22 protein-coding genes and 2 tRNA genes are annotated in these 17,388 nt (G+C 64.9%); 7 read left to right on the forward strand and 17 right to left on the reverse strand.

Annotation, left to right across the window (positions count from 1 at the left end; translation table 11 throughout):
- Window positions 1-20: 20 nt before the first annotated feature.
- From AC6I6L_RS19425 to AC6I6L_RS19435, 3 genes are all read right to left on the reverse strand, one after another.
- Window positions 21-533 (reverse strand): YkgJ family cysteine cluster protein, encoded by a 513-nt coding sequence (locus AC6I6L_RS19425; protein WP_497919426.1) that lies wholly within the window; start codon window positions 531-533, stop codon window positions 21-23.
- A gap of 112 nt (window positions 534-645) precedes the next feature.
- Window positions 646-1,368: a fumarylacetoacetate hydrolase family protein gene (locus tag AC6I6L_RS19430; protein WP_497919427.1), complete on the reverse strand. Its 723-nt coding sequence runs from the start codon at window positions 1,366-1,368 to the stop codon at window positions 646-648.
- An 88-nt stretch (window positions 1,369-1,456) separates the two neighbouring features.
- Complete coding sequence (locus tag AC6I6L_RS19435; RefSeq protein WP_497919428.1) at window positions 1,457-1,708, reverse strand: amphi-Trp domain-containing protein; 252 nt, start codon at window positions 1,706-1,708, stop codon at window positions 1,457-1,459.
- A gap of 384 nt (window positions 1,709-2,092) precedes the next feature.
- Here AC6I6L_RS19435 and dhaK point away from each other — a divergent pair, with 384 nt between their 5' ends.
- Genes dhaK through AC6I6L_RS19450 form a run of 3 tightly spaced genes read left to right on the forward strand, consistent with a single transcriptional unit; the run spans window position 2,093 to window position 4,350 of the window.
- On the forward strand, window positions 2,093-3,097 hold the full coding sequence (dhaK, locus tag AC6I6L_RS19440; protein ID WP_497919429.1) for a dihydroxyacetone kinase subunit DhaK: 1,005 nt from the start codon (window positions 2,093-2,095) through the stop codon (window positions 3,095-3,097).
- A 3-nt stretch (window positions 3,098-3,100) separates the two neighbouring features.
- Complete coding sequence (gene dhaL, locus AC6I6L_RS19445; protein ID WP_497919430.1) at window positions 3,101-3,892, forward strand: dihydroxyacetone kinase subunit DhaL; 792 nt, start codon at window positions 3,101-3,103, stop codon at window positions 3,890-3,892.
- Window positions 3,892-4,350 (forward strand): PTS-dependent dihydroxyacetone kinase phosphotransferase subunit DhaM, encoded by a 459-nt coding sequence (locus AC6I6L_RS19450; RefSeq protein ID WP_497919431.1) that lies wholly within the window; start codon window positions 3,892-3,894, stop codon window positions 4,348-4,350. Before dhaL ends, AC6I6L_RS19450 begins: the two co-directional genes overlap by 1 nt.
- Window positions 4,351-4,431: 81 nt before the next feature.
- On the opposite strand, the gene AC6I6L_RS19455 is transcribed toward AC6I6L_RS19450, so the two are convergent.
- The 11 genes from AC6I6L_RS19455 to AC6I6L_RS19505 all read right to left on the reverse strand — a co-directional run bounded on the left by AC6I6L_RS19455 (window position 4,432) and on the right by AC6I6L_RS19505 (window position 12,458).
- Window positions 4,432-4,686: a hypothetical protein gene (locus tag AC6I6L_RS19455; RefSeq protein ID WP_497919432.1), complete on the reverse strand. Its 255-nt coding sequence runs from the start codon at window positions 4,684-4,686 to the stop codon at window positions 4,432-4,434.
- Window positions 4,687-4,807: 121 nt separating this feature from the next.
- Window positions 4,808-5,218: a DUF8009 family protein gene (locus tag AC6I6L_RS19460; protein ID WP_497919433.1), complete on the reverse strand. Its 411-nt coding sequence runs from the start codon at window positions 5,216-5,218 to the stop codon at window positions 4,808-4,810.
- A 59-nt stretch (window positions 5,219-5,277) separates the two neighbouring features.
- A complete protein-coding gene (locus tag AC6I6L_RS19465) occupies window positions 5,278-6,078 on the reverse strand; it encodes an adenosylcobinamide amidohydrolase (protein ID WP_497919434.1) in 801 nt (266 codons plus the stop codon).
- Window positions 6,071-7,099, reverse strand: a complete 1,029-nt coding sequence (gene cobD / locus AC6I6L_RS19470; RefSeq protein ID WP_497919435.1) for a threonine-phosphate decarboxylase CobD — start codon at window positions 7,097-7,099, stop codon at window positions 6,071-6,073. The genes AC6I6L_RS19465 and cobD overlap by 8 nt, the downstream gene beginning before the upstream one ends.
- Window positions 7,100-7,101: 2 nt before the next feature.
- Window positions 7,102-8,124, reverse strand: a complete 1,023-nt coding sequence (gene cobT / locus AC6I6L_RS19475; protein WP_497919436.1) for a nicotinate mononucleotide-dependent phosphoribosyltransferase CobT — start codon at window positions 8,122-8,124, stop codon at window positions 7,102-7,104.
- Complete coding sequence (locus AC6I6L_RS19480) at window positions 8,115-8,780, reverse strand: NTP transferase domain-containing protein (RefSeq protein ID WP_497919498.1); 666 nt, start codon at window positions 8,778-8,780, stop codon at window positions 8,115-8,117. The genes cobT and AC6I6L_RS19480 overlap by 10 nt, the downstream gene beginning before the upstream one ends.
- Window positions 8,780-9,541: an adenosylcobinamide-GDP ribazoletransferase gene (cobS, locus tag AC6I6L_RS19485; RefSeq protein ID WP_497919437.1), complete on the reverse strand. Its 762-nt coding sequence runs from the start codon at window positions 9,539-9,541 to the stop codon at window positions 8,780-8,782. Before cobS ends, AC6I6L_RS19480 begins: the two co-directional genes overlap by 1 nt.
- On the reverse strand, window positions 9,538-10,527 hold the full coding sequence (gene cbiB / locus AC6I6L_RS19490) for an adenosylcobinamide-phosphate synthase CbiB (protein ID WP_497919438.1): 990 nt from the start codon (window positions 10,525-10,527) through the stop codon (window positions 9,538-9,540). Before cbiB ends, cobS begins: the two co-directional genes overlap by 4 nt.
- On the reverse strand, window positions 10,524-11,162 hold the full coding sequence (locus tag AC6I6L_RS19495) for an HAD family hydrolase (protein WP_497919439.1): 639 nt from the start codon (window positions 11,160-11,162) through the stop codon (window positions 10,524-10,526). The genes cbiB and AC6I6L_RS19495 overlap by 4 nt, the downstream gene beginning before the upstream one ends.
- Before the next feature lie 141 nt (window positions 11,163-11,303).
- A complete protein-coding gene (locus tag AC6I6L_RS19500; RefSeq protein WP_497919440.1) occupies window positions 11,304-11,915 on the reverse strand; it encodes a translation initiation factor IF-2 subunit beta in 612 nt (203 codons plus the stop codon).
- Between the two features lie 186 nt (window positions 11,916-12,101).
- Window positions 12,102-12,458: a DUF5789 family protein gene (locus AC6I6L_RS19505; RefSeq protein WP_497919441.1), complete on the reverse strand. Its 357-nt coding sequence runs from the start codon at window positions 12,456-12,458 to the stop codon at window positions 12,102-12,104.
- A gap of 228 nt (window positions 12,459-12,686) precedes the next feature.
- Between AC6I6L_RS19505 and AC6I6L_RS19510 the strand changes: the two genes are divergently transcribed.
- Window positions 12,687-12,761: transfer RNA gene (locus AC6I6L_RS19510), tRNA-Arg, on the forward strand.
- Between the two features lie 279 nt (window positions 12,762-13,040).
- Here the strand turns inward: AC6I6L_RS19510 and AC6I6L_RS19515 are convergent.
- Window positions 13,041-13,114 (reverse strand) — tRNA-Tyr (locus AC6I6L_RS19515).
- A 160-nt stretch (window positions 13,115-13,274) separates the two neighbouring features.
- Between AC6I6L_RS19515 and AC6I6L_RS19520 the strand changes: the two genes are divergently transcribed.
- From AC6I6L_RS19520 to ftsZ, 3 genes are all read left to right on the forward strand, one after another.
- Window positions 13,275-13,808, forward strand: a complete 534-nt coding sequence (locus AC6I6L_RS19520; protein ID WP_497919442.1) for a double zinc ribbon domain-containing protein — start codon at window positions 13,275-13,277, stop codon at window positions 13,806-13,808.
- Window positions 13,809-14,017: 209 nt separating this feature from the next.
- A complete protein-coding gene (gene cdrS / locus AC6I6L_RS19525) occupies window positions 14,018-14,200 on the forward strand; it encodes a transcriptional regulator CdrS (RefSeq protein WP_497919443.1) in 183 nt (60 codons plus the stop codon).
- 2 nt (window positions 14,201-14,202) lie between these two features.
- Window positions 14,203-15,390, forward strand: a complete 1,188-nt coding sequence (gene ftsZ, locus AC6I6L_RS19530) for a cell division protein FtsZ (RefSeq protein WP_497919444.1) — start codon at window positions 14,203-14,205, stop codon at window positions 15,388-15,390.
- Between the two features lie 150 nt (window positions 15,391-15,540).
- Here the strand turns inward: ftsZ and ncsA are convergent, their stop codons facing one another.
- Both ncsA and AC6I6L_RS19540 read right to left on the reverse strand, forming a co-directional pair.
- A complete protein-coding gene (gene ncsA, locus AC6I6L_RS19535; protein WP_497919445.1) occupies window positions 15,541-16,500 on the reverse strand; it encodes a tRNA 2-thiolation protein NcsA in 960 nt (319 codons plus the stop codon).
- Between the two features lie 80 nt (window positions 16,501-16,580).
- Window positions 16,581-17,309: an alpha/beta fold hydrolase gene (locus AC6I6L_RS19540; protein WP_497919446.1), complete on the reverse strand. Its 729-nt coding sequence runs from the start codon at window positions 17,307-17,309 to the stop codon at window positions 16,581-16,583.
- Window positions 17,310-17,388 lie beyond the last annotated feature (79 nt).

The following is a 17,388-nucleotide window of genomic DNA, read 5'->3' on the forward strand; positions in this document are numbered from 1 at the left end:
GAGGTGACGTGAGTGGAGGGTTATAGTTCCCGATCCGAATCCGGGTTCTCGAGGTCCCACAGGAGTTCCGGCAGGAAGGCATCGAGGTTGTCGATCACCGACCGATCGCTGACGTTCAGTCCCTCGCAGTGGTCGTGGGCGGAGTCCCGAATGTCGACGTGGAGGTCGCCGTCTTCGCGCCAGACCCCGAGCGGGAAGACCGAACAGCGGGTCGGCTTCCAGTCCTCTTCGAGGTGCAGCGTACAGAGGCCGTCCTCGCGGAGGAACGCACAGGCGTGGCCGTCTTCAGCGACGTGGTCCTCGCGATTCTTGGGCTCGCGGGTGACGAACTTCTCGCCGCGGAAGTCGGTCGTCGTCTCCGCTAAGTTCGCCCGCTGGGCGAGTTCGAGGAGGTCCCGATCGTAGAGCAAGACCCCGTGGTGACAACACCAGGTGCACTCTTCGACGCACTCGAAGGTCAGGTCGGGTTCGAACTCGACGACGACCTCGCGACCGGGGTAGACTTCAACGCGCCGGGGCGTGTCCGCGCTCACATCGAGAGCGAGGGTGTGGACGCAAAAGTGCCTTTCTTCCCGTCGCGATCGCATGTTCCGTCTCGATCGCGTGTTTTGATGGCTCTCGGACCGTCGCCTCGGGGTCGGTCCCTCACTCGCTCGACTCGACGATCGTATTCTGCAACGTCCCGACGCCCTCGTAGGTGATCTCGACGGTGTCGCCTGGTTCGACGAGGCCGGGGTTCGCGGGGCTACCGAACGCAACGACGTCGCCGGGCCGGAACGTAAACCGCTTCGAGAGGTAGGCAACGATTTCGTGCGGGCCGAACAGCATCAGTTCGGTGTTGGCCTCCTGTCGGCGTTCGCCCGCGACGTCGGTCCACATGCCGATCGCCGTGGGGTCGAGGTCGGTCTCGATCCACGGGCCGAGCGGACCGGAGCCGTCGAAGGCCTTGCGGGCGGTCCGACCCTGTTGGTCGAGTGCGTCCATATCGTTCATGATCGTATAGCCCCGGACTACACCGGGAACCTCGTCTGTCGTGAGGTTCCGACAGGACTCGTCGATGACGGCCGCGAGTTCCCCGGCGTAGGTCAGTTCGTCGGTAAACGGCGGGTACGCGATCGGCTCCCGGTGGCCGAGTAACGAGGCGGGTGGCTTGATGAAGAAGTCTGGCTCCTCGGGTCGTTCGTATTCCATCTGGTCGAGCGTCGCCGCGTAATTTCGCCCGACGCAGTACAGCGCCGACGGCTTACACGGCGGCAGGAACGTCGTATCGTCGTCGACCTCGTAGACAGCGTCGTCGGTCTGGACGGTGCCGTCCTCGTACCGGCCGGCGATCGGTCCGTCGCTGGTCGCGATTCGCGCGAGGCGCATGGCAGGCGCTCGTGTTGCCGGCGAATTAGTCCTACCGGTTTCCCGATGGGTCTCGGCCACCTACTCGTTTACGTTCTCGACGAGTCGCTTACTCGTCTCCGTCCTCGACTGCCCAGCCAAGCGTGAGCGTAATCTCCTCGCGATCGCCGCCGAGCATCGGCGATCGCTCTTCGACTTCCATGCCGTACTCGAGGACGGACGCGGGGGTGAGCGTGAGCGTTTTGTTTCCGACGCGGACGTTCGCGACGCCTTCGCCCTGGAGTTCGTGGGCGAGTTCCTGGAGGTGTGTCGCTGCTTCGTCGCGCGTAACCTCGTCGTCGGTGCTGATGGTGTCAGCCATGGGTAGATTGCCACCGAGGTGACGGAAATAGGTTGGCTGGGAACGGGCAGGCAGCCCGGCATCTGCTCTCGATTCGTTGCGATCGGCTGACTGTACAGTCACGGCGACGGTCGTTGTGAGTGACCGTTTGCGAACACGAGAGTGTATCTGATCCGTGATGAGCTTATTACTGGTTGTTCGTGATAGATAGCGGCCGGTCTCGTCTCCCGACGAGCCGGGACGAGCCAACCAGTCATGATCCAGCTTCCGGTCTGAGTGGGACGTCGGTTCCGCTCCGAGCCGGCCGCCGAATATCGCCGTTTTCGGATCGACTCATTCACTCGAAGAAGGGTTACGAGCAAGCGTTATCTTGCTATGTGCCCACACTAACCCTGGGTACGACGCATGAAGAAACTCATCAACGAACCGGGCGACGTCGTCGACGAGATGCTCGAGGGAATGGTCGCGGCCCACGACCTCCGACGCGTCGACGGGACGGAAACAGTTGTCCGCGACGACGCGCCGGTCGAGGGGAAAGTCGGACTCGTCTCCGGCGGCGGCAGCGGTCACGAACCGACCCACGCGGGCTACATCGGCGACGGGATGCTCGACGGGGCGGCGGCGGGAGAAGTGTTCACCTCTCCGACGGCCGACCAGTTGAGCGAGGTTATCCAGGCCTGTGACGGCGGTGACGGAGTCTTCTGTGTCGTCAAAAACTACGAGGGTGACGTGATGAACTTCGAGACGGCGATCGAGATGGCCGAGATGGAAGCCGACACGGACGTCGAGCACGTCGTGGTCAACGACGACGTCGCCGTCGAGGACTCGCTGTACACCTCGGGCCGTCGCGGCGTCTGCGGGACGATCCTCGTCCACAAGGTCGCCGGGGCGATGGCCGTCCGGGGCGGCGATCTGGCCGAAATCAAACGGGTCGCGGAAAAAACGAACGAGAACGTCGGGACGATGGGGATGGCGCTTACCTCCTGTGTGACGCCGGAGAAGGGCGAACCGACCTTCGACCTCGGTGAGGACGAGATCGAACTCGGAATCGGCATTCACGGCGAACCGGGAACCGAGCGGACCGATCTCATGTCCGCGGACGAGATCACCGACCACCTCACCGAAGCCGTTCTCGAGGACCTCGATCTCGAACCGGGAACGGAGGTCGCGACGATCGTCAACGGGATGGGCGGGACGCCGCTGATGGAACTGTACGTCGTCAACCGTCGACTCCAGGCAATACTCGACGAGCACGACCTCGAGACCTGGGACGCCTGGGTGGGCGACTACATGACCTCGCTGGACATGATGGGCTGTTCGATCACGGTCTGTGAACTCGACGACGAACTCAAAGACCTGCTCGCTGCACCCGTCGAGACGCCCGCACTGACGGTACCGGGGTCGGAGTAATCGATGGCAACGGACGACACTGATTCGGATACTCCCGGAGCCGATCCGGATACCCACTCCGAGGCGGTCCGCGACGCCGTCGAGACGATCGCCGGCCGACTCGCAGACGAAAAGGCCCACCTGACCGATCTCGACTCCGCGATCGGTGACGCAGACCACGGGGCGAACATGGATCGCGGGTTCCAGACCGCACTCGAGCGTCTCGAAGGGGCCGACGACGATCCGGCCACGCTCGTCAAGACGGTCGGCGTCGCCCTCGTCTCGGAGGTCGGCGGCGCTGCGGGCCCGCTGTACGGTGGCTCGCTGATGAAAGCCAGTCAAGAACTCGAGGACGGTCTCACACCGGAATCCACGATCGCCTTCGCAGAACGCTATCTCGAGACGGTCGAAGAACGTGGGAAGGCCTCCGTTGGTGACAAGACGATGGTCGACGCGCTAACCCCGGCCGTCCACACCTACAAAAAATCGATCGAGGTCGACGACCGCGAACCGATCGAAGCGCTCGGGAGGGCCGTCGACGCTGCCCGGCGCGGCGTCGAGTTCACGACGCCGATCCGCGCGAAAAAAGGTCGGGCATCGTATCTCGGCTGGCGATCGGTCGGCCACCAGGACCCCGGTGCGACGAGCACTCTCTACTTGCTCGAGGAACTGTTCGCCGTCGCGACGGAGTACGTGGACAGCGAGATCGCGGCCGACCCGGCGGCGATCGTCGATGCCGAGGCTGACATCGAACCGGACGAGGTGGGCGACGCTGAGGGCGAACCGGAGGACGTTCCCGCAGACGGGGGCGAGTGATGGTCGGGATCGTCGTCGTCTCTCACAGCGAGCGGGCCGCAGAGGGCATCCGTGAGATCGCAGCGGAGATGGCCGGCGGTGCGCGAATCGAAGCCGTCGGTGGCACCGAAGACGGTCGAATCGGGACGACACCGGATCCGATCGGTGAGGCAATCGAGGCGGCCGCTGGCGGTCGCAACACCGAAATCGAAGACGGAGGGGAAAACGGGACAGGTGACGCAAACGGGACGGGAGACGCGGGCGAGTACGACGGTGTCGTCGTGCTCGTCGATCTCGGCAGCGCCGTGATGAACGCCGAACTCGCGATCGAGACGACCGACGTTCCCGAGGTCGTGATCGCGGACGCCCCGGTGCTCGAAGGCGCGCTCAACGCCGCCGTCGCGGCGAGTTCTCCGGACGCCACCGTCGACTCCGTGCGAACCGCCGCGGAGGATGCAGCAGGCATTTCGAAGACGTAAGCGGCCCCGTCGGGCGATTTTCGACAGGTACGGAGCGATCGATCGGACGACAGGGCCCAGACCGCGTTCGCGCCTCCCAGTTCACTCTTCTATGACGAGATACGTCCGCGCGCCGCGGTGTTCGAGCGAGACGCGTTCGGTCTCGACGCTCGATCGGACGAACGATTCGATGCCGGCCGCGCGCAGGTCGGTGACGTCGATTCGCCGTCGACCGTCGTGTTCGCGAATCGTCGAGTGCTCGCTCGTCTGGGTCTGTTTGGTCGTTCGCGCGTGCGTATCCGCTCGCGCATGTTCGTTCGTCCCCTGCTCCGTGGTCCCGTCGACGATCAGTGCCATACCTCCCAGTTGGACTGAGTGTACGTCAAACCGACCCGTCCGGGGTGAAAGTGAAAGTAACGGACGGAACGGCCATCCCTCCCGGTTCTCGGATTCTCGGTCGCCGGAACTTCGAGAGTCCCTAACCGAGACGTTTGATTTCGATCCGGTGTGGTCCGTCGTCGGTCTCGATCGTTACCGAGTCGACGACCGCCTCGCGGGCTCGATCCTGCCAGGACGCGATCGTGTCGGCGTGACGCTCGCGGACTCGCGCCGCCGCGTCGTCCTCGTCGAGGACCGTTTCCTCGAGTTGGGGGTACACAGCAGCTACGGATTCCTCGATGAGATCCGCCGGCGAAACGTGGACCGCGCCGGTGAGTTCCGCATCGTCAACGCGGTAGACGTGGAGTCTCGCGCGCATGCGCCCGTGAAACGGTGGCGTGACCCGGAGCACGGCGTTGCCGGGGTTCTCCTGGCTGTACACGTACGCGTCGACGACGTCGGTCGGGGAGACGGCGAGCGAACGGATCGCCGTCGGATCGGCCTCGGTCATGGTACGGTAGTACGGCCCGCGAGGGATTAGCGTCGGGGTTCGAGGTCTGCAGGGCCGGCTTACTCTTCGCCCGCGATCGGCGGTCGGAACACCTCGGCTGCGATATCCGTCGAGACGCCGTAGGCGGCCTCAGCGACCGAGTTCGGACACTCCCACTCGCCGTCATCGTAGTGGGCACGCAACGACGCCCGGACGGCATCGCGGACGCACGCCCGCGTCGCCGCGCCGACGTCGGTTCCGCTGCCGGAGAATGCTGCCGGATCACCGTCCGGATCGTGGCCGACGACGATCGCGTCCGTCGTCGTGCCGGGGAACCCGGTTTCGGCCAGCAGCGTCGCCGCCTTCGCCTCCGCGGCGACAGCGACCAGGTTTGCGAGCGCGCCGTCGGCAAGCGCCCGCGTCGTGGTGATGACGAGGTTGACCGTCCCGCGCGTCGGGTCGGTTTCGGATTCCGTTCCGGCAACCTCGTTTTCCAAAGCAACCGCGTTCGCTCCAGTAACTGCATCGCATTCGGACCGGCCCGCCGGTACCATCGGCAACGTGGCGGGGTTCGAGACGCCAGCCGTCGCGTAGGCCGTAACAGAGCCGTAGCGTGCGCCGCGGGCGTCGTCGATGCCGACGCCGGTGAACAACACCGGCCCAGCGGCCGCACCTTCGAACCCCGCCCGATCGAGCCGGTTGGCCGCGTAGGCCGCGAGATCCGTCCGCTCCCATCCCTCCGGGACGGAGACGTTGTACGCAGCGTCGGCAGTGATCCGTCCGCCGTTCCACCCCGTCGAAAGCCACTCGGTTTCTGGACGCCGGACGCGGAGTACGCCGTCGCGTCGGGTTGCCGCGGACGGCGGAGTTCGCTCAGCCATCGACACCGAGCGCCGCGAGCAGCTCGTCGTTCGATCGTCGATCCTTGACCGCGACGCGGACGTGCGAGTCGAGTCCGCGAAACGTCCGCGCGTCGCGGATGGCGACTCCGTCGCTGCGCGCCCGTTCGATCACGTCATCGACGTCTCTATCGCCCACGTCACACAGGAGGTACGGCGCGTCCGACGGGTAGACGTCGAACGTCGTTTCGAGCGCCTCGCGCAGTCGCTCACGCTCGCTCGCGACCCGATCGCGGGTCTCCCGGACGAACCCGTCCTGTCGCAGGCAATAGGTCCCAACCCGTGTCGCGGGCGTTCCGAGCGACCACGCTCGCCGCGCCGTCTCGAGGGCGTCCCGCCGGTCGTCCGTCGCGACCGCGAACCCGGCGCGAAGCCCCGGCAGGCCGAACAGCTTGGTGAGCGATCGCGCGACGATCACGTGCTGTGCATCGAGCCGGACCGCCGACGGCAGGTCGGTAAAGCCGAGAAACGCTTCGTCGACCAGCAGCGTCGTTCCCGCGGCTCCGCAGCGATCGGCAAACGCCGCCAATTCGTCGGGATCGGCGGCCTCGCCGGTCGGATTGTTGGGCGTACAGACCACCGCCAGCGCACACCCCTCGAGTGCGTCAGCCTGGACCGCGAGCAGGTCCTCGTGGTGGACGAACTCCGCGGTCGCACCCTGCAGACGTACTTCGCGGGCGTACTCTCCGAAACTGGGGAACGGAACCAGCGCTCGATCGCCGGGCGCGAGCGCACTCTCCATCGCCAGCCTGATCGCGGCGAGGCCGCCGGGGGTCGGAATCACTCGATCGGGCGTGCAATCGACGAACGCGGCCGCGGCCGCCCGAAATTCTGGGTAGTCGTCGTCGGGATACCGCCGGGAGCGATCGAGCGCGTCCTCGTAGACGGTGTCGACGCCCGCGGGCGTCTCGGGGTTCGTATTGGCCGAGAAATCGAGCAGGTCCCGATCGGTCTCACCGCCGTGAGGGACCCGCCTCCCGTTGCGTATCGCGTTCGGTTCCACGATCAGCCCCTCCGTTCCGGGGCGTCCCTCGGCTCACCGACGCCGTCGATCCCGAGTCGCGCACACACCGTCTCGAAGCGGTCTCTGACGGCGGCCAGTCGATCGTCGGGAACGAGCGAGAGCGCCCCGCCCATCGCGACGCCTTCCTTGGCTTCGCCAGCGCAGTACCGTTCCATCGCGACGTGGGCCCGCTCGTCGAAGCCGGGGTCGGTCACGACGAGGTCGCACCCGAGGCGATCGCAAGCCGCCGCGAGTGCATCACCCTGATCGTCGGCCACGAACGAGGTCGTCGCGATCGACAGCGGGGTCTCGATGCCAGCGTGGCGCAAGAGCGCGGCGACGGCGACCATCTGGGTACCGCCGGCCAGCGTCACGCCAGTGCCGGACTCGATCGCACCGGCCGCGATCCCCGCGACGGTCGGCTGGACGGAATCGCCCACCGCTTCGATCGCGTCGAGCGGGTCGCCCGCGCAGTCGCCCGGTTCGAGATCGCTCGCGGACAGACCCTCGTCGACGACGTCGCGCTTTCGTTCGATCGGATTCGTCGGGAGCGAGGAGGAGACGCCGATCGGCTCTCCGAGGGCGGTGAGCACCCCAAGGGCGGTCGTCGTCCCGCCGGGGACCGTCTCTCCGACCATGATCTCGTCGTCTGGAAGCGATGCGCCGTAGCCGCGGGCTCGATCGAAAATCGCGTCCGCGTCGGAGACGGCCCTCTCCTCGCGGCTGTCGGTGCCCGGAGTCACGCCCAAATCGACCGTGGGGGCGGCAGTCGTCCGGGCAAGACCGGCGTCGACGATCGCCACGTCGAAGCCGACCACCTCGCGGACCGCCCGCGTGACCGCCGCGGGCGTCGGACAGCCCGTCGGACTCACCGGTGTGACCGGCGCAGCCGTCGGCTCCCCGTAGACGAGAATTTCGGCGTCCGCGGCGGGCGTGTGCTCCATCAGGTCGGGAGCGGCCCCGGCGGCGCTGATCCCGTCGATCAGTGCGGTCTCGGTCGTCCCGGCGGCGAGGATCACGCGCACGGATCGTCACCCGTCGACGCCGGATCGTTCCGATCGCGTCGCTCCGACGGCCCTTCGGCCGGAGGGCGACCGAGTCGGTTCGAGAGACGCTCGATCGCTACGTCGGCGTCTTCGCGTCGGTTCACGTTCACCGCGAGTCGTGGGTCGTATGAAATGTCGGTCATGGAGTGGTCCGTGCTGCCGACGACGTTGACTCCCGTCGGCGCGAGATGTGAGTCGGGTTCGAGGTGTGCGTCGACGCTGACGCCGAGCCGTCGCTTGAGCGCGATGGGGACGCAGACGGTTCGGGACGGCCGGCCGGTCGCACCATCGGTTCTGCGGTCGTGCCGATCGAGCACCCGATCGATCACCGCCCCTTCGAGTGCGGGAAGATCAGCCGCGACTGTGAGCACTGGTAGTTCGATCTCCGGTCGCTCGAGTACCGTCATCAGGTCTTCGACGTAGCCCTCACCGGCCGTCTCGGCAATCCGTAGTTCGTCGCTTCCCTCGAGGTACCGCCGCGTTTCCGGCGCGTTCGGTGAGACGGCCGCGTACGCCGTCTCGATTCGGCTCTCTGCGATCGCGGCGGTTACGCGATCGATCATGGGGGTGCCACGGATCGGATGGAGCGGCTTTTCGTGAGGACTTTCGAGTCGGCTGCCCTCGCCGCCGCACATCACAATAGCGTCCACGCGATCACCCCCAGATGGAGGCCGGCGAGCCGGCCAATCTCGTTCGCCGCGCCGAAGATGTCGCCGTTGATCCCGCCGAGGTGGCGGGTCGCCCAGTACCAGGGGAGACACACTCCGGCGACCGCGCCGCCGACGGCGATCGCAGCGGCCGGATGGGACCACGTGAGCGCGGCGGCCGGCAGCGCGACGACCGCGGGCAAGACGACGCTCCGAGGCGTCGATTGCGCGGTGAACTGCCGGCCCATTCCCGCGTCGACTGCCGTCCCGAAACAGGCCATCGCGGCCATCCCGAGTTTCGCGCCGACCTCCGCCGCGATCGCGACACCGATCGCCGCGAGCACGGGAAGTCCGGCCAGTCCGAGGCCGGCGAGTGCGAGGCCGGAAACGGCGACCGAGACCGCGAGAACCGCACCGACGCCGGCCGTCGTGTCTTTGAGGACCTCTCGGCGTCGCTCCGCGTCGCCGTGGACGACGAGGGCGTCACCGAGGTCAGCGATGCCGTCGAGATGGTGAATGCCCGTAACCGCGTAGACCGCCAGCAGGTACCCGAATGCGACGGCCGGGGTCGGCACCCTGCCCCCGGCGAGGAGTGGAATCGCGGCGATCGCGCCAGCGACGAACCCGACGATCGGAAACGCCGCGGGTCGCCGTCGAAACGCGTCCCAGTCACCGTCGTAGCGGGGTGCAGGAATCCGCGTCAGAAAGCCGATCGCGCCGCGAATCGCACCGACCCACTCTCGAATCATCGGATCACCACCAGCGCCAGTGCCGCCTCGAGTTGCTCCGACTGTGCGGCGACCGCGCCGGCACCCTGGGCGACGACCATCGCGAGAACCGCACAGATCACGACCGAGACGGCGGCCGCGACTCCCAGGAGCGCCACGGCCCGCTCGCCGTCTTCGATCGTCGGCAGGTCCGTTCCGACGTTGAGATCGTACACTCCCGGCTTGGTGAGTCGCACGGAGCGCGCGCAGGCGAGCGTCGCCATCGGCCAGCCGGAGTTCGGCGAGGGCGGATCGCGCGCCCATTCGCGGGCGCGCCAGAGTGCACGCAGGTCGCCTGCGGCGACGGCAATCGCAACGGCCGTAATCCGGGCTGGAAGCCACATTACAACGTCGTCGAGCCTGGCGCTGCCGGTCCCGATCGGCTTCTGCGGGTAGCCGAGCATCGAATCCAGCGTGTTGACGCCTTTAACCCACGCGGCCGCGGCGGCCGCCGCAGACAGCGAAACCGGTGCGAGAACGGCAAAGGGCAACAGCGTGGCGACCAGCCCGTCCGCCAGGTTCTCCCCTGCACTCTCGATCGCTGCGCTTCGAATTTCGGCCGGCGAGAGCGTCGACGTGTCTCTACCCACTAGACCGCGAACCCGTTCGCGAGCAGTCTCGAGGTCATTCTCGGTCGCCCCCACAACCGATTCGGTGAGTTCGAGCAGCGATCGCAAACTCGTGGTCAGAAAGAGCGCGACACCGGCAGCGATCGCGCCCGCGGCAGGATGGCCCGCTAACGCCGCGAGGACGACCCCGCCGGCAGCGGCCGCCGGCACGAGGGGAGCGAGTGCGGCGATCGCGATCCCGACCAGGCGCTGCACACGGCTGTCGGCATGCCATTCCCGATCGAGGGCGTCGACGAGCCGGCCGAACCACGCGACGGGATGGGCCGCGGTCGGCGGTTCACCGACCAGCAGGTCCAGACTGAACGCCAGTCCGAGAACCGCGATCGTCACGAGCGTCACGAGTCCTCCGCGTCCGAAAGCGCGGCCAGTCGGTCGGGAACGTCCTCGATCGGGATTTCGTCGAGCAACAGCGCCGTCCCGCCGACGGCCTCGACGCCGCCGTCTGTTCGCGGATCGTCGCCGACGTGGATCAGGTTCGCAGGCTCGACGCCGAGTTCGGCGGCCGTCTGCTCGAATATTTCGGGGGCCGGTTTCCGCCAGCCACAGCCGACGCTCGTCACGATTGCGTCGAAGTCATCGCGCGAGAACTCGGACCTGACGAGCGTCCGCCCGACCAGTTCCGGCACGCTGCAGTTCGAACAGAGCGCGATCGGTCCCTGCGATCGGGCCGCCTCGATCGCTTCGCGCGCGCCCGATTTCGTCTCGACGACGGGATCGAACGCCGAGACGACGGCCCGTCTGGCCGCGTTGTGGTCGGCACGGACGCCGCGACTCGCGAGCGCTCGCGAGACGTGCGCCGGCAGCGGCACTTCCGCACCCTCGGGAGCGTCCACGTGCGGTTCGGCGTACGCCGTCTCCCAGTCTTTGGGAACGGGCACGTCGCGAGCCTCGAGTTCGGCCGCGACTGCTGCGGCCGGGTCGGCCGGTCGATCGGCGGTCACGAGCGTTCCGAAGAGATCGAACGAGACTCCCACGTACGTGTGACTGGTGCAAATCGACTTTAGTTTCGCGGTTCGATACCCGTTCAGGCGTCGTCTCTGGACGGGCCAGACCACTCGAAACGGCGAAAATCTGATAGATGCCTGTAACCGACGCTCAGACGGACAGCGTCCGTCTCAGGCGAGGCGCGCGAACGCGAGGTTCCCAGAGATATTCTTGATGTAGATTTCGACGACATCCCCTTCGTTCGCGCCAGGGACGAAGATCGTGTACTCGCCTTTCTCCGCGACACCGTCGCCCTTGCGACCGGTGCCGGTGATCTCGACCGTGTACGTCTTGCCTTCTTCGACGGCGTCGGCTTGCTGTTGTTGCTGACTGCTCGTCGAGCGCTTGGTCACCGGCCGGAACGCACCACAGGCGTCACAGCGAAGCATGGGGGTGCGGTCCTCGCGAACGAGGCGAGTGTCCGGCAGCCCACACTCCGAACAGAGAACGTACTCGTCGACGTAGGCGTCGATCGCCGCGCTGAAATCCTGCTGGGAGAACGTCCCGTTGTACCGCGCACGACCGTCCTCGAGTTTGCCGCTGGTTCCGAGTTCTCGCTGGACGAATCGGTGGACGTGTTCGTCCTCTCGTGAGAGGGTGTCAGCGACGTCCCCGAGGTTCGTAAACCGGGTAAATGCGCCGTCTTTCTGGGGCTGTGGGTCGGGAATCTGCAAGCGTTCCTGGTCGCCCCCGATGTCGGGGACCTCGTCCATCGCTCGATCGAGACTCGCTTCGTAATCCATACGCCAAATCAGTGCCCCGTGACGTAAATCCGTTCTGCTATCGACGTTCGACCCGCTGACCTGACTACACGGCGTGCGTCTCGATTCCCCGCGTTCCGACGCATCCTCCAGGTCGATACGGGGGTTCGATCGATCCGGGAACGATCCGATCTCGGAATCCCTACAGGCGATCTGTCTCGTTCTCGTCTAGCGACCCGCCTTCTCGTCGTCCAGCCGATCCAGATCCCGTTCGGGATTCGCCTCGTTTCGGTTTCCCGCCTCACCAGTAACCGCTCCGTACACGGCTTCCCGGACTTCCTCCGGAGACTCGTATTGCTCGTCGGTCAACCGATCGAAAACGCTGCCGAGCGTCTCCGTCTCGTTTGGCATATCGATCGGTTCGTTGCCGTACTCCGCGGCGATCTCCTCGCTCGCAATCGGATACTCCGCGTCACCGAGGTGACGTTCGACGTCCTCGAGGATCGACTCGCTGGTTTCTGCTCGCCGGGATTTGCGCTGCTCGGCCCGATCCTGTGCGCGATCGCGGCTGGGGTCGTCGCTCATGGCCGAGTGTATCGGAACACCGGTCAAAAATGACTGGCCGGCGATCGCGTGCACGCGACCCCCAGGTCGGCCGGGAGTCGGGCGTCTGACTGGTACTCTCGTCTGTCGATCTGGGCTGTTCACCGGTTCCCGGTTCGTACTCTCGTTGGGACACGACTGTTGTCATACTGGTCACACGCGTCTGCGGGCAGCGAGCATATGTCTCGACCCGCCCGTACACGGCACTGTCGGCCGGTAGCTCAGTCTGGACAGAGCACCCGGTCTCGAACCGGGCAGTCGGGGGTTCAAATCCTCCCCGGCCAGTGCTACCCGCAGCTCCCTCGGACGTATCGCGGTTTCGGGCCGTGTCGTCAGCGCTGTCGGATCGGGTCCCGCGATCGGACCGGAACCCACCGCTGCATTACAGCCGGCTTCGGCTACTCTCTGCGATGGCAGCCACAAAACCCCGTAGGGATGCGACTGGTCCCAAGTTCCAATCACGATTTCCCGCGGGTAACCGAAAAAGTAACTCGGATGGAAGAGGGGTCAAAAAACGCGAAAACGCGGCTTTCCGCTTTAGCCACGCTTCGATTTTATTTCGAGTCCGCCCTCCCCGATTTGAACGGGGGACAAGTCGATCTACAGTCGACTGCTCTACCAGTCTGAGCTAAGGGCGGGCACACCCAAACGTAGCCGCCGGTGCAAATATAAGGGTTATCATTCGTTTCGCAATCGATCGCCGGAACCCGATACGGACCGTCCTCTCGTGTCACGAAGTGTGAACGACAGAATGATTAATATAGGTGAAGTGGTAACACGGAAGGTACCGAGCCTCCCATGAGCAAAATTACGTTCCGCGCCGACGACGACCTCATCGACCAGCTCGAGGCACTCGAGGCGTCGAAAAGCGAGGTGATGCGGGAGGCACTTCGATCGTACCTCGCTGATCTGGAGACCCAACCTGAGAGCCAACAGCCGACGCAGGCGCTCGATCGGGACGGTACTGATCCGATCGATGACCTGATCTGCGAGCGCGTAGATACGCTGCTGGCTGACCGCCTCCCAGATAGGCGGACCCGTGGCCAGCAAGATATCAACTTGAACGTCTCGATCGACGGCGAGTCAGCGGGGCGTAATACAAACGTCACACAACCAGTATCGGACGAACGATCCGAAACGGGAGACCACGAACAACAGTGCGGTCAGTGCGGCGAGCGAGTTGCAGAGGATCACGTTTACTGCCCGAACTGCGGCGAGAAGGCATCTCGTCGGTCGTTCTGTGAGTGTGGCGACGAGATTCGATCGGACTGGGCGTTCTGTCCGAGCTGTGGACGACGGACGCCAGCAGCGAACGTGCTCGACTCGAACTAGTCAGGAAGACTTACTTTCGTAAGACACAGAAAGTGAGTCTCGGCGGAACCTTTATTATCTCAGACAATCACTCCATTACTCGCGTAAGACGGTTGTCTTACAGACGGCGGATGACGCCGAAAACGCTCGTTTCCGGGCGTCTTCGACGTAAGACACGGCGCGTCTGACAGGGGCGCGCGAACCGTCTTACTCAAACGGGGAATACAAATATGGAGCGTGTGACACTGCGAATTCCGAAACAGCAGATCGAGGAGGTAGAGCAGCTGGTCGACTCTGGCGAGTTTCCGAACCGGAGCGAGGCGATCCGGTCGGCCGTCAGGGAGATGATCAACGAGCAATACGACGGACACAGCGAGCAGTCCACCAAACAGCGGACCTGGGCGAAGGTGTAACGATGCAGGATATCGTTCAAGACGCCCTCGAAAACGCCGAAGAAGAGGCCCGCGAAATGGACGCCGACATGGACGATGACGAGTTCGGAGACCCCCGAATCGTCATGGTCGGCTGTGGCGGTGCGGGCAACAACACGATCAACCGGCTGTACAACATCGGCGTCGACGGTGCCGACACCGTCGCGATCAACACCGACAAACAGCACCTGAAGATGATCGAGGCCGACACGAAGATTCTCGTCGGCAAATCGCTCACCAACGGGCTCGGCGCTGGCGGCGACCCGTCGATGGGCGAACGGGCGACCGAGATGGCCCAGGGCACGATCAAGGAGGTCCTCGGCGACGCAGATCTCGTGTTCGTGACCGCGGGTATGGGCGGCGGCACCGGCACGGGTGCCGCTCCCGTCGTCTCCGAGATCGCAAAAGATCAGGGCGCGATCGTCGTCGGGATGGTCTCGACGCCGTTCAACGTCGAGCGTGCTCGCACGGTGAAAGCCGAGGAAGGCCTCGAGAAGCTTCGCGATCAGGCCGATTCGATCATCGTTCTCGACAACAATCGACTACTCGATTACGTCCCGAACCTCCCGATCGGCAAGGCGTTCTCGGTGATGGACCAGATCATCGCCGAGACCGTCAAGGGAATCTCGGAGACGATCACGCAACCGTCGCTGATCAACCTGGACTACGCGGACATGTCCACGATCATGAATCAGGGCGGAGTCGCCGTGATGCTGGTCGGAGAGACCCAGGACAAGAACAAGACCGACGAAGTGGTCAAAGACGCGATGAACCACCCGCTGCTGGACGTCGACTACCGTGGTGCATCCGGTGGTCTCGTCCACATCACTGGCGGTCCGGATCTCACCCTCAAAGAGGCCGAAGGCATCGCTGACAACATCACCGAACGCCTCGAAGCCTCCGCGAACGTCATCTGGGGCGCTCGCATTCAGGAGAACTACAAGGGCAAGGTTCGCGTGATGGCGATCATGACTGGCGTCCAGAGCGCACAGGTACTCGGCCCGTCGACGCAGAAGCAAGCCGACAAGTCCCGACAGAGCATCGAGGGCGTCTCCGACGCCGACTTCGACGCGAGTAAACACGTCGATAGCGGTCGTCGTGACCTGGGCGCACAGAGCGACGGCGGCAAGCGCGAACTCGAAAAACAAAACGGCGTCGACGTGATCCGGTAACGCCTCGGATCGCGATTCGGCATCCACTTTCGACGCGATTTTTTCGGCGGTGTGTAAGTACCGGAACCGATCTCGATCAGACGCCTGATCCAGCGGATCGAGCGACGCTGAGCGAGGGCTGTAACCGGTGACGGAAGCTGTGTTTGCGCTCTATACGAGCGACTCCAGCAGCGAACACTTCCGACAGACCTCGCGTGTGGTGGTCGAGCCACACTCGACGCAATCCTGAAGATCGGCCCCGTCTTCGCCGCTGTACGTCTCGGCGGCAATTTCGGCGAGTTCCTCGTAGCCGGCGAGAATCGAGTGTCGCGTTCCGGGGTGGTTTTCCTCTAATCCGTAGAGTACCTGCTGGATTTCGCCGCGGTAGGCCTCGCTGGCGTGGGGACACTCTGTGATGTGGGCGGGGAGGTCGTTGATGTGGGCATAGAGCGCGACTTCCTTTTCGGGAACGTCTCGCAGCGGTTTTGCGCGGGGGACGAACGCGTCCTGGGCTTCGCGTTTCGATAGCGGTCCGAGGCTGGCCTCGAAGTGTTTGGCGACCTGCTCGACGTCGCCTTCGAGGAAATTCATGAGTGCAGACTGGGCTTCGTCGTCGAGGTTGTGCCCGGTCAACAGGAGATCCGCACCGAGTTCGTCTGCGTACCGGGAGAGGACGTCCCGCCGGAACACGCCGCAGTAGGCACAGGCTGCCATGTTCTCTGGATCGTCCTCGACGACGTCGTCCATTCGAATGCCGAACTCCTCCTCGTAGGAGACGAGTTCGTGGCGAATCCCCAGATCGTCGGCGAGTTCCACGCAGGCGTCGACCGACTTGTCCCGGTACCCCTCGATCCCCTCGTGGATCGTCAACCCAACGAGTTCGATCCGCGGATCCTCTTCGAACGTGTCGTGAAGAATCTGGGTGAGGACGACGCTGTCTTTCCCGCCCGAGAGGCCGATAACCCACGTTTGCGGGTTTTCCGGCGTCGCGTCGTGTGGAACGAGATCGTCCCGTCGGACGCGCCGGCGCACCCGCTTTTCGACCGACTCGCGAAAGTGATCGGCACAGAGATGGGCCCCGGAGTAGGCGGCGTGCATCACCGCGTCCTCGTCACACCGGTTACAGTCCATTGGCGAACCGTTGTCGATCGCTGCCCATCACGGTTTCGTCTGGCGAGCGCCGGCGCGACCGGCGTAGACGTACTCACCGTTCAGGCCGGTTTCTCGGATTCCTCGTCCTGATCTTCGACGGCCTTTGCACCCTCCTCGAGGGCCGCGAGCAGCGTGTCGACGTGTCGATCGCGACTCGGGGAAGAGAACAGTTCGTGACCGCCGTCGTACAGCACCACGTGTCGGGCGGGGACCCGTTCCCCGATCGGGCGCAGGTTGGCAATGGGATCGCGAAGCGAACAGAAGACGACGGCGTCGTGGTCGATCGTGAGCAGTTCGTCCTGTGCGCGACGGGTTTCCCGGACGAACGCGGGCGAGACCCACTTCGGTGCGGTCGCTAGCTGGTGGTCGGTCGCGAGGTCTCCGATCGCGGCTTTCCCCATCTCGCCGGCCGGAATGAACGGGAACGTCGTCGGGATCTTCGACACCAGTTCGAGGCCGAGTTCGGGATAGGTCTCGCTGTATCCCCACCAGGGGCTCAGGTAGACGTGGTTGTCCGCGCCGTCTAACGCCTGGGCGACGAGCGCGCCGGCGCTGTGACCGAGGAGCTGGTACTCTTCGAGATCGAGGACGTACTCCGCGATCGGCTCGAGCCAGTCGGCTTTGAAGTCCTCGATATTGGTGGGTAACTCGAACGCGTGGACGCGATAACCGGCGTCGGTGAGCGTCCCGATGAGCCAGCTCACGTTCTCGTGGGTCCACCGGTTGCCCCACCCCATGACGAAAACGAGGTCCTCGTCGCCGTCCTCGTTGAATACTCGGTGTCTCATAGCTTCGGGTTCGTCACCAAGGAATAAAAACGTGAACCATTCGTCATCTCCTGCGAGGTGCCTTCCGAGCGGGCACTAC

This window comes from Halosolutus sp. DAT137, assembly GCF_059736405.1.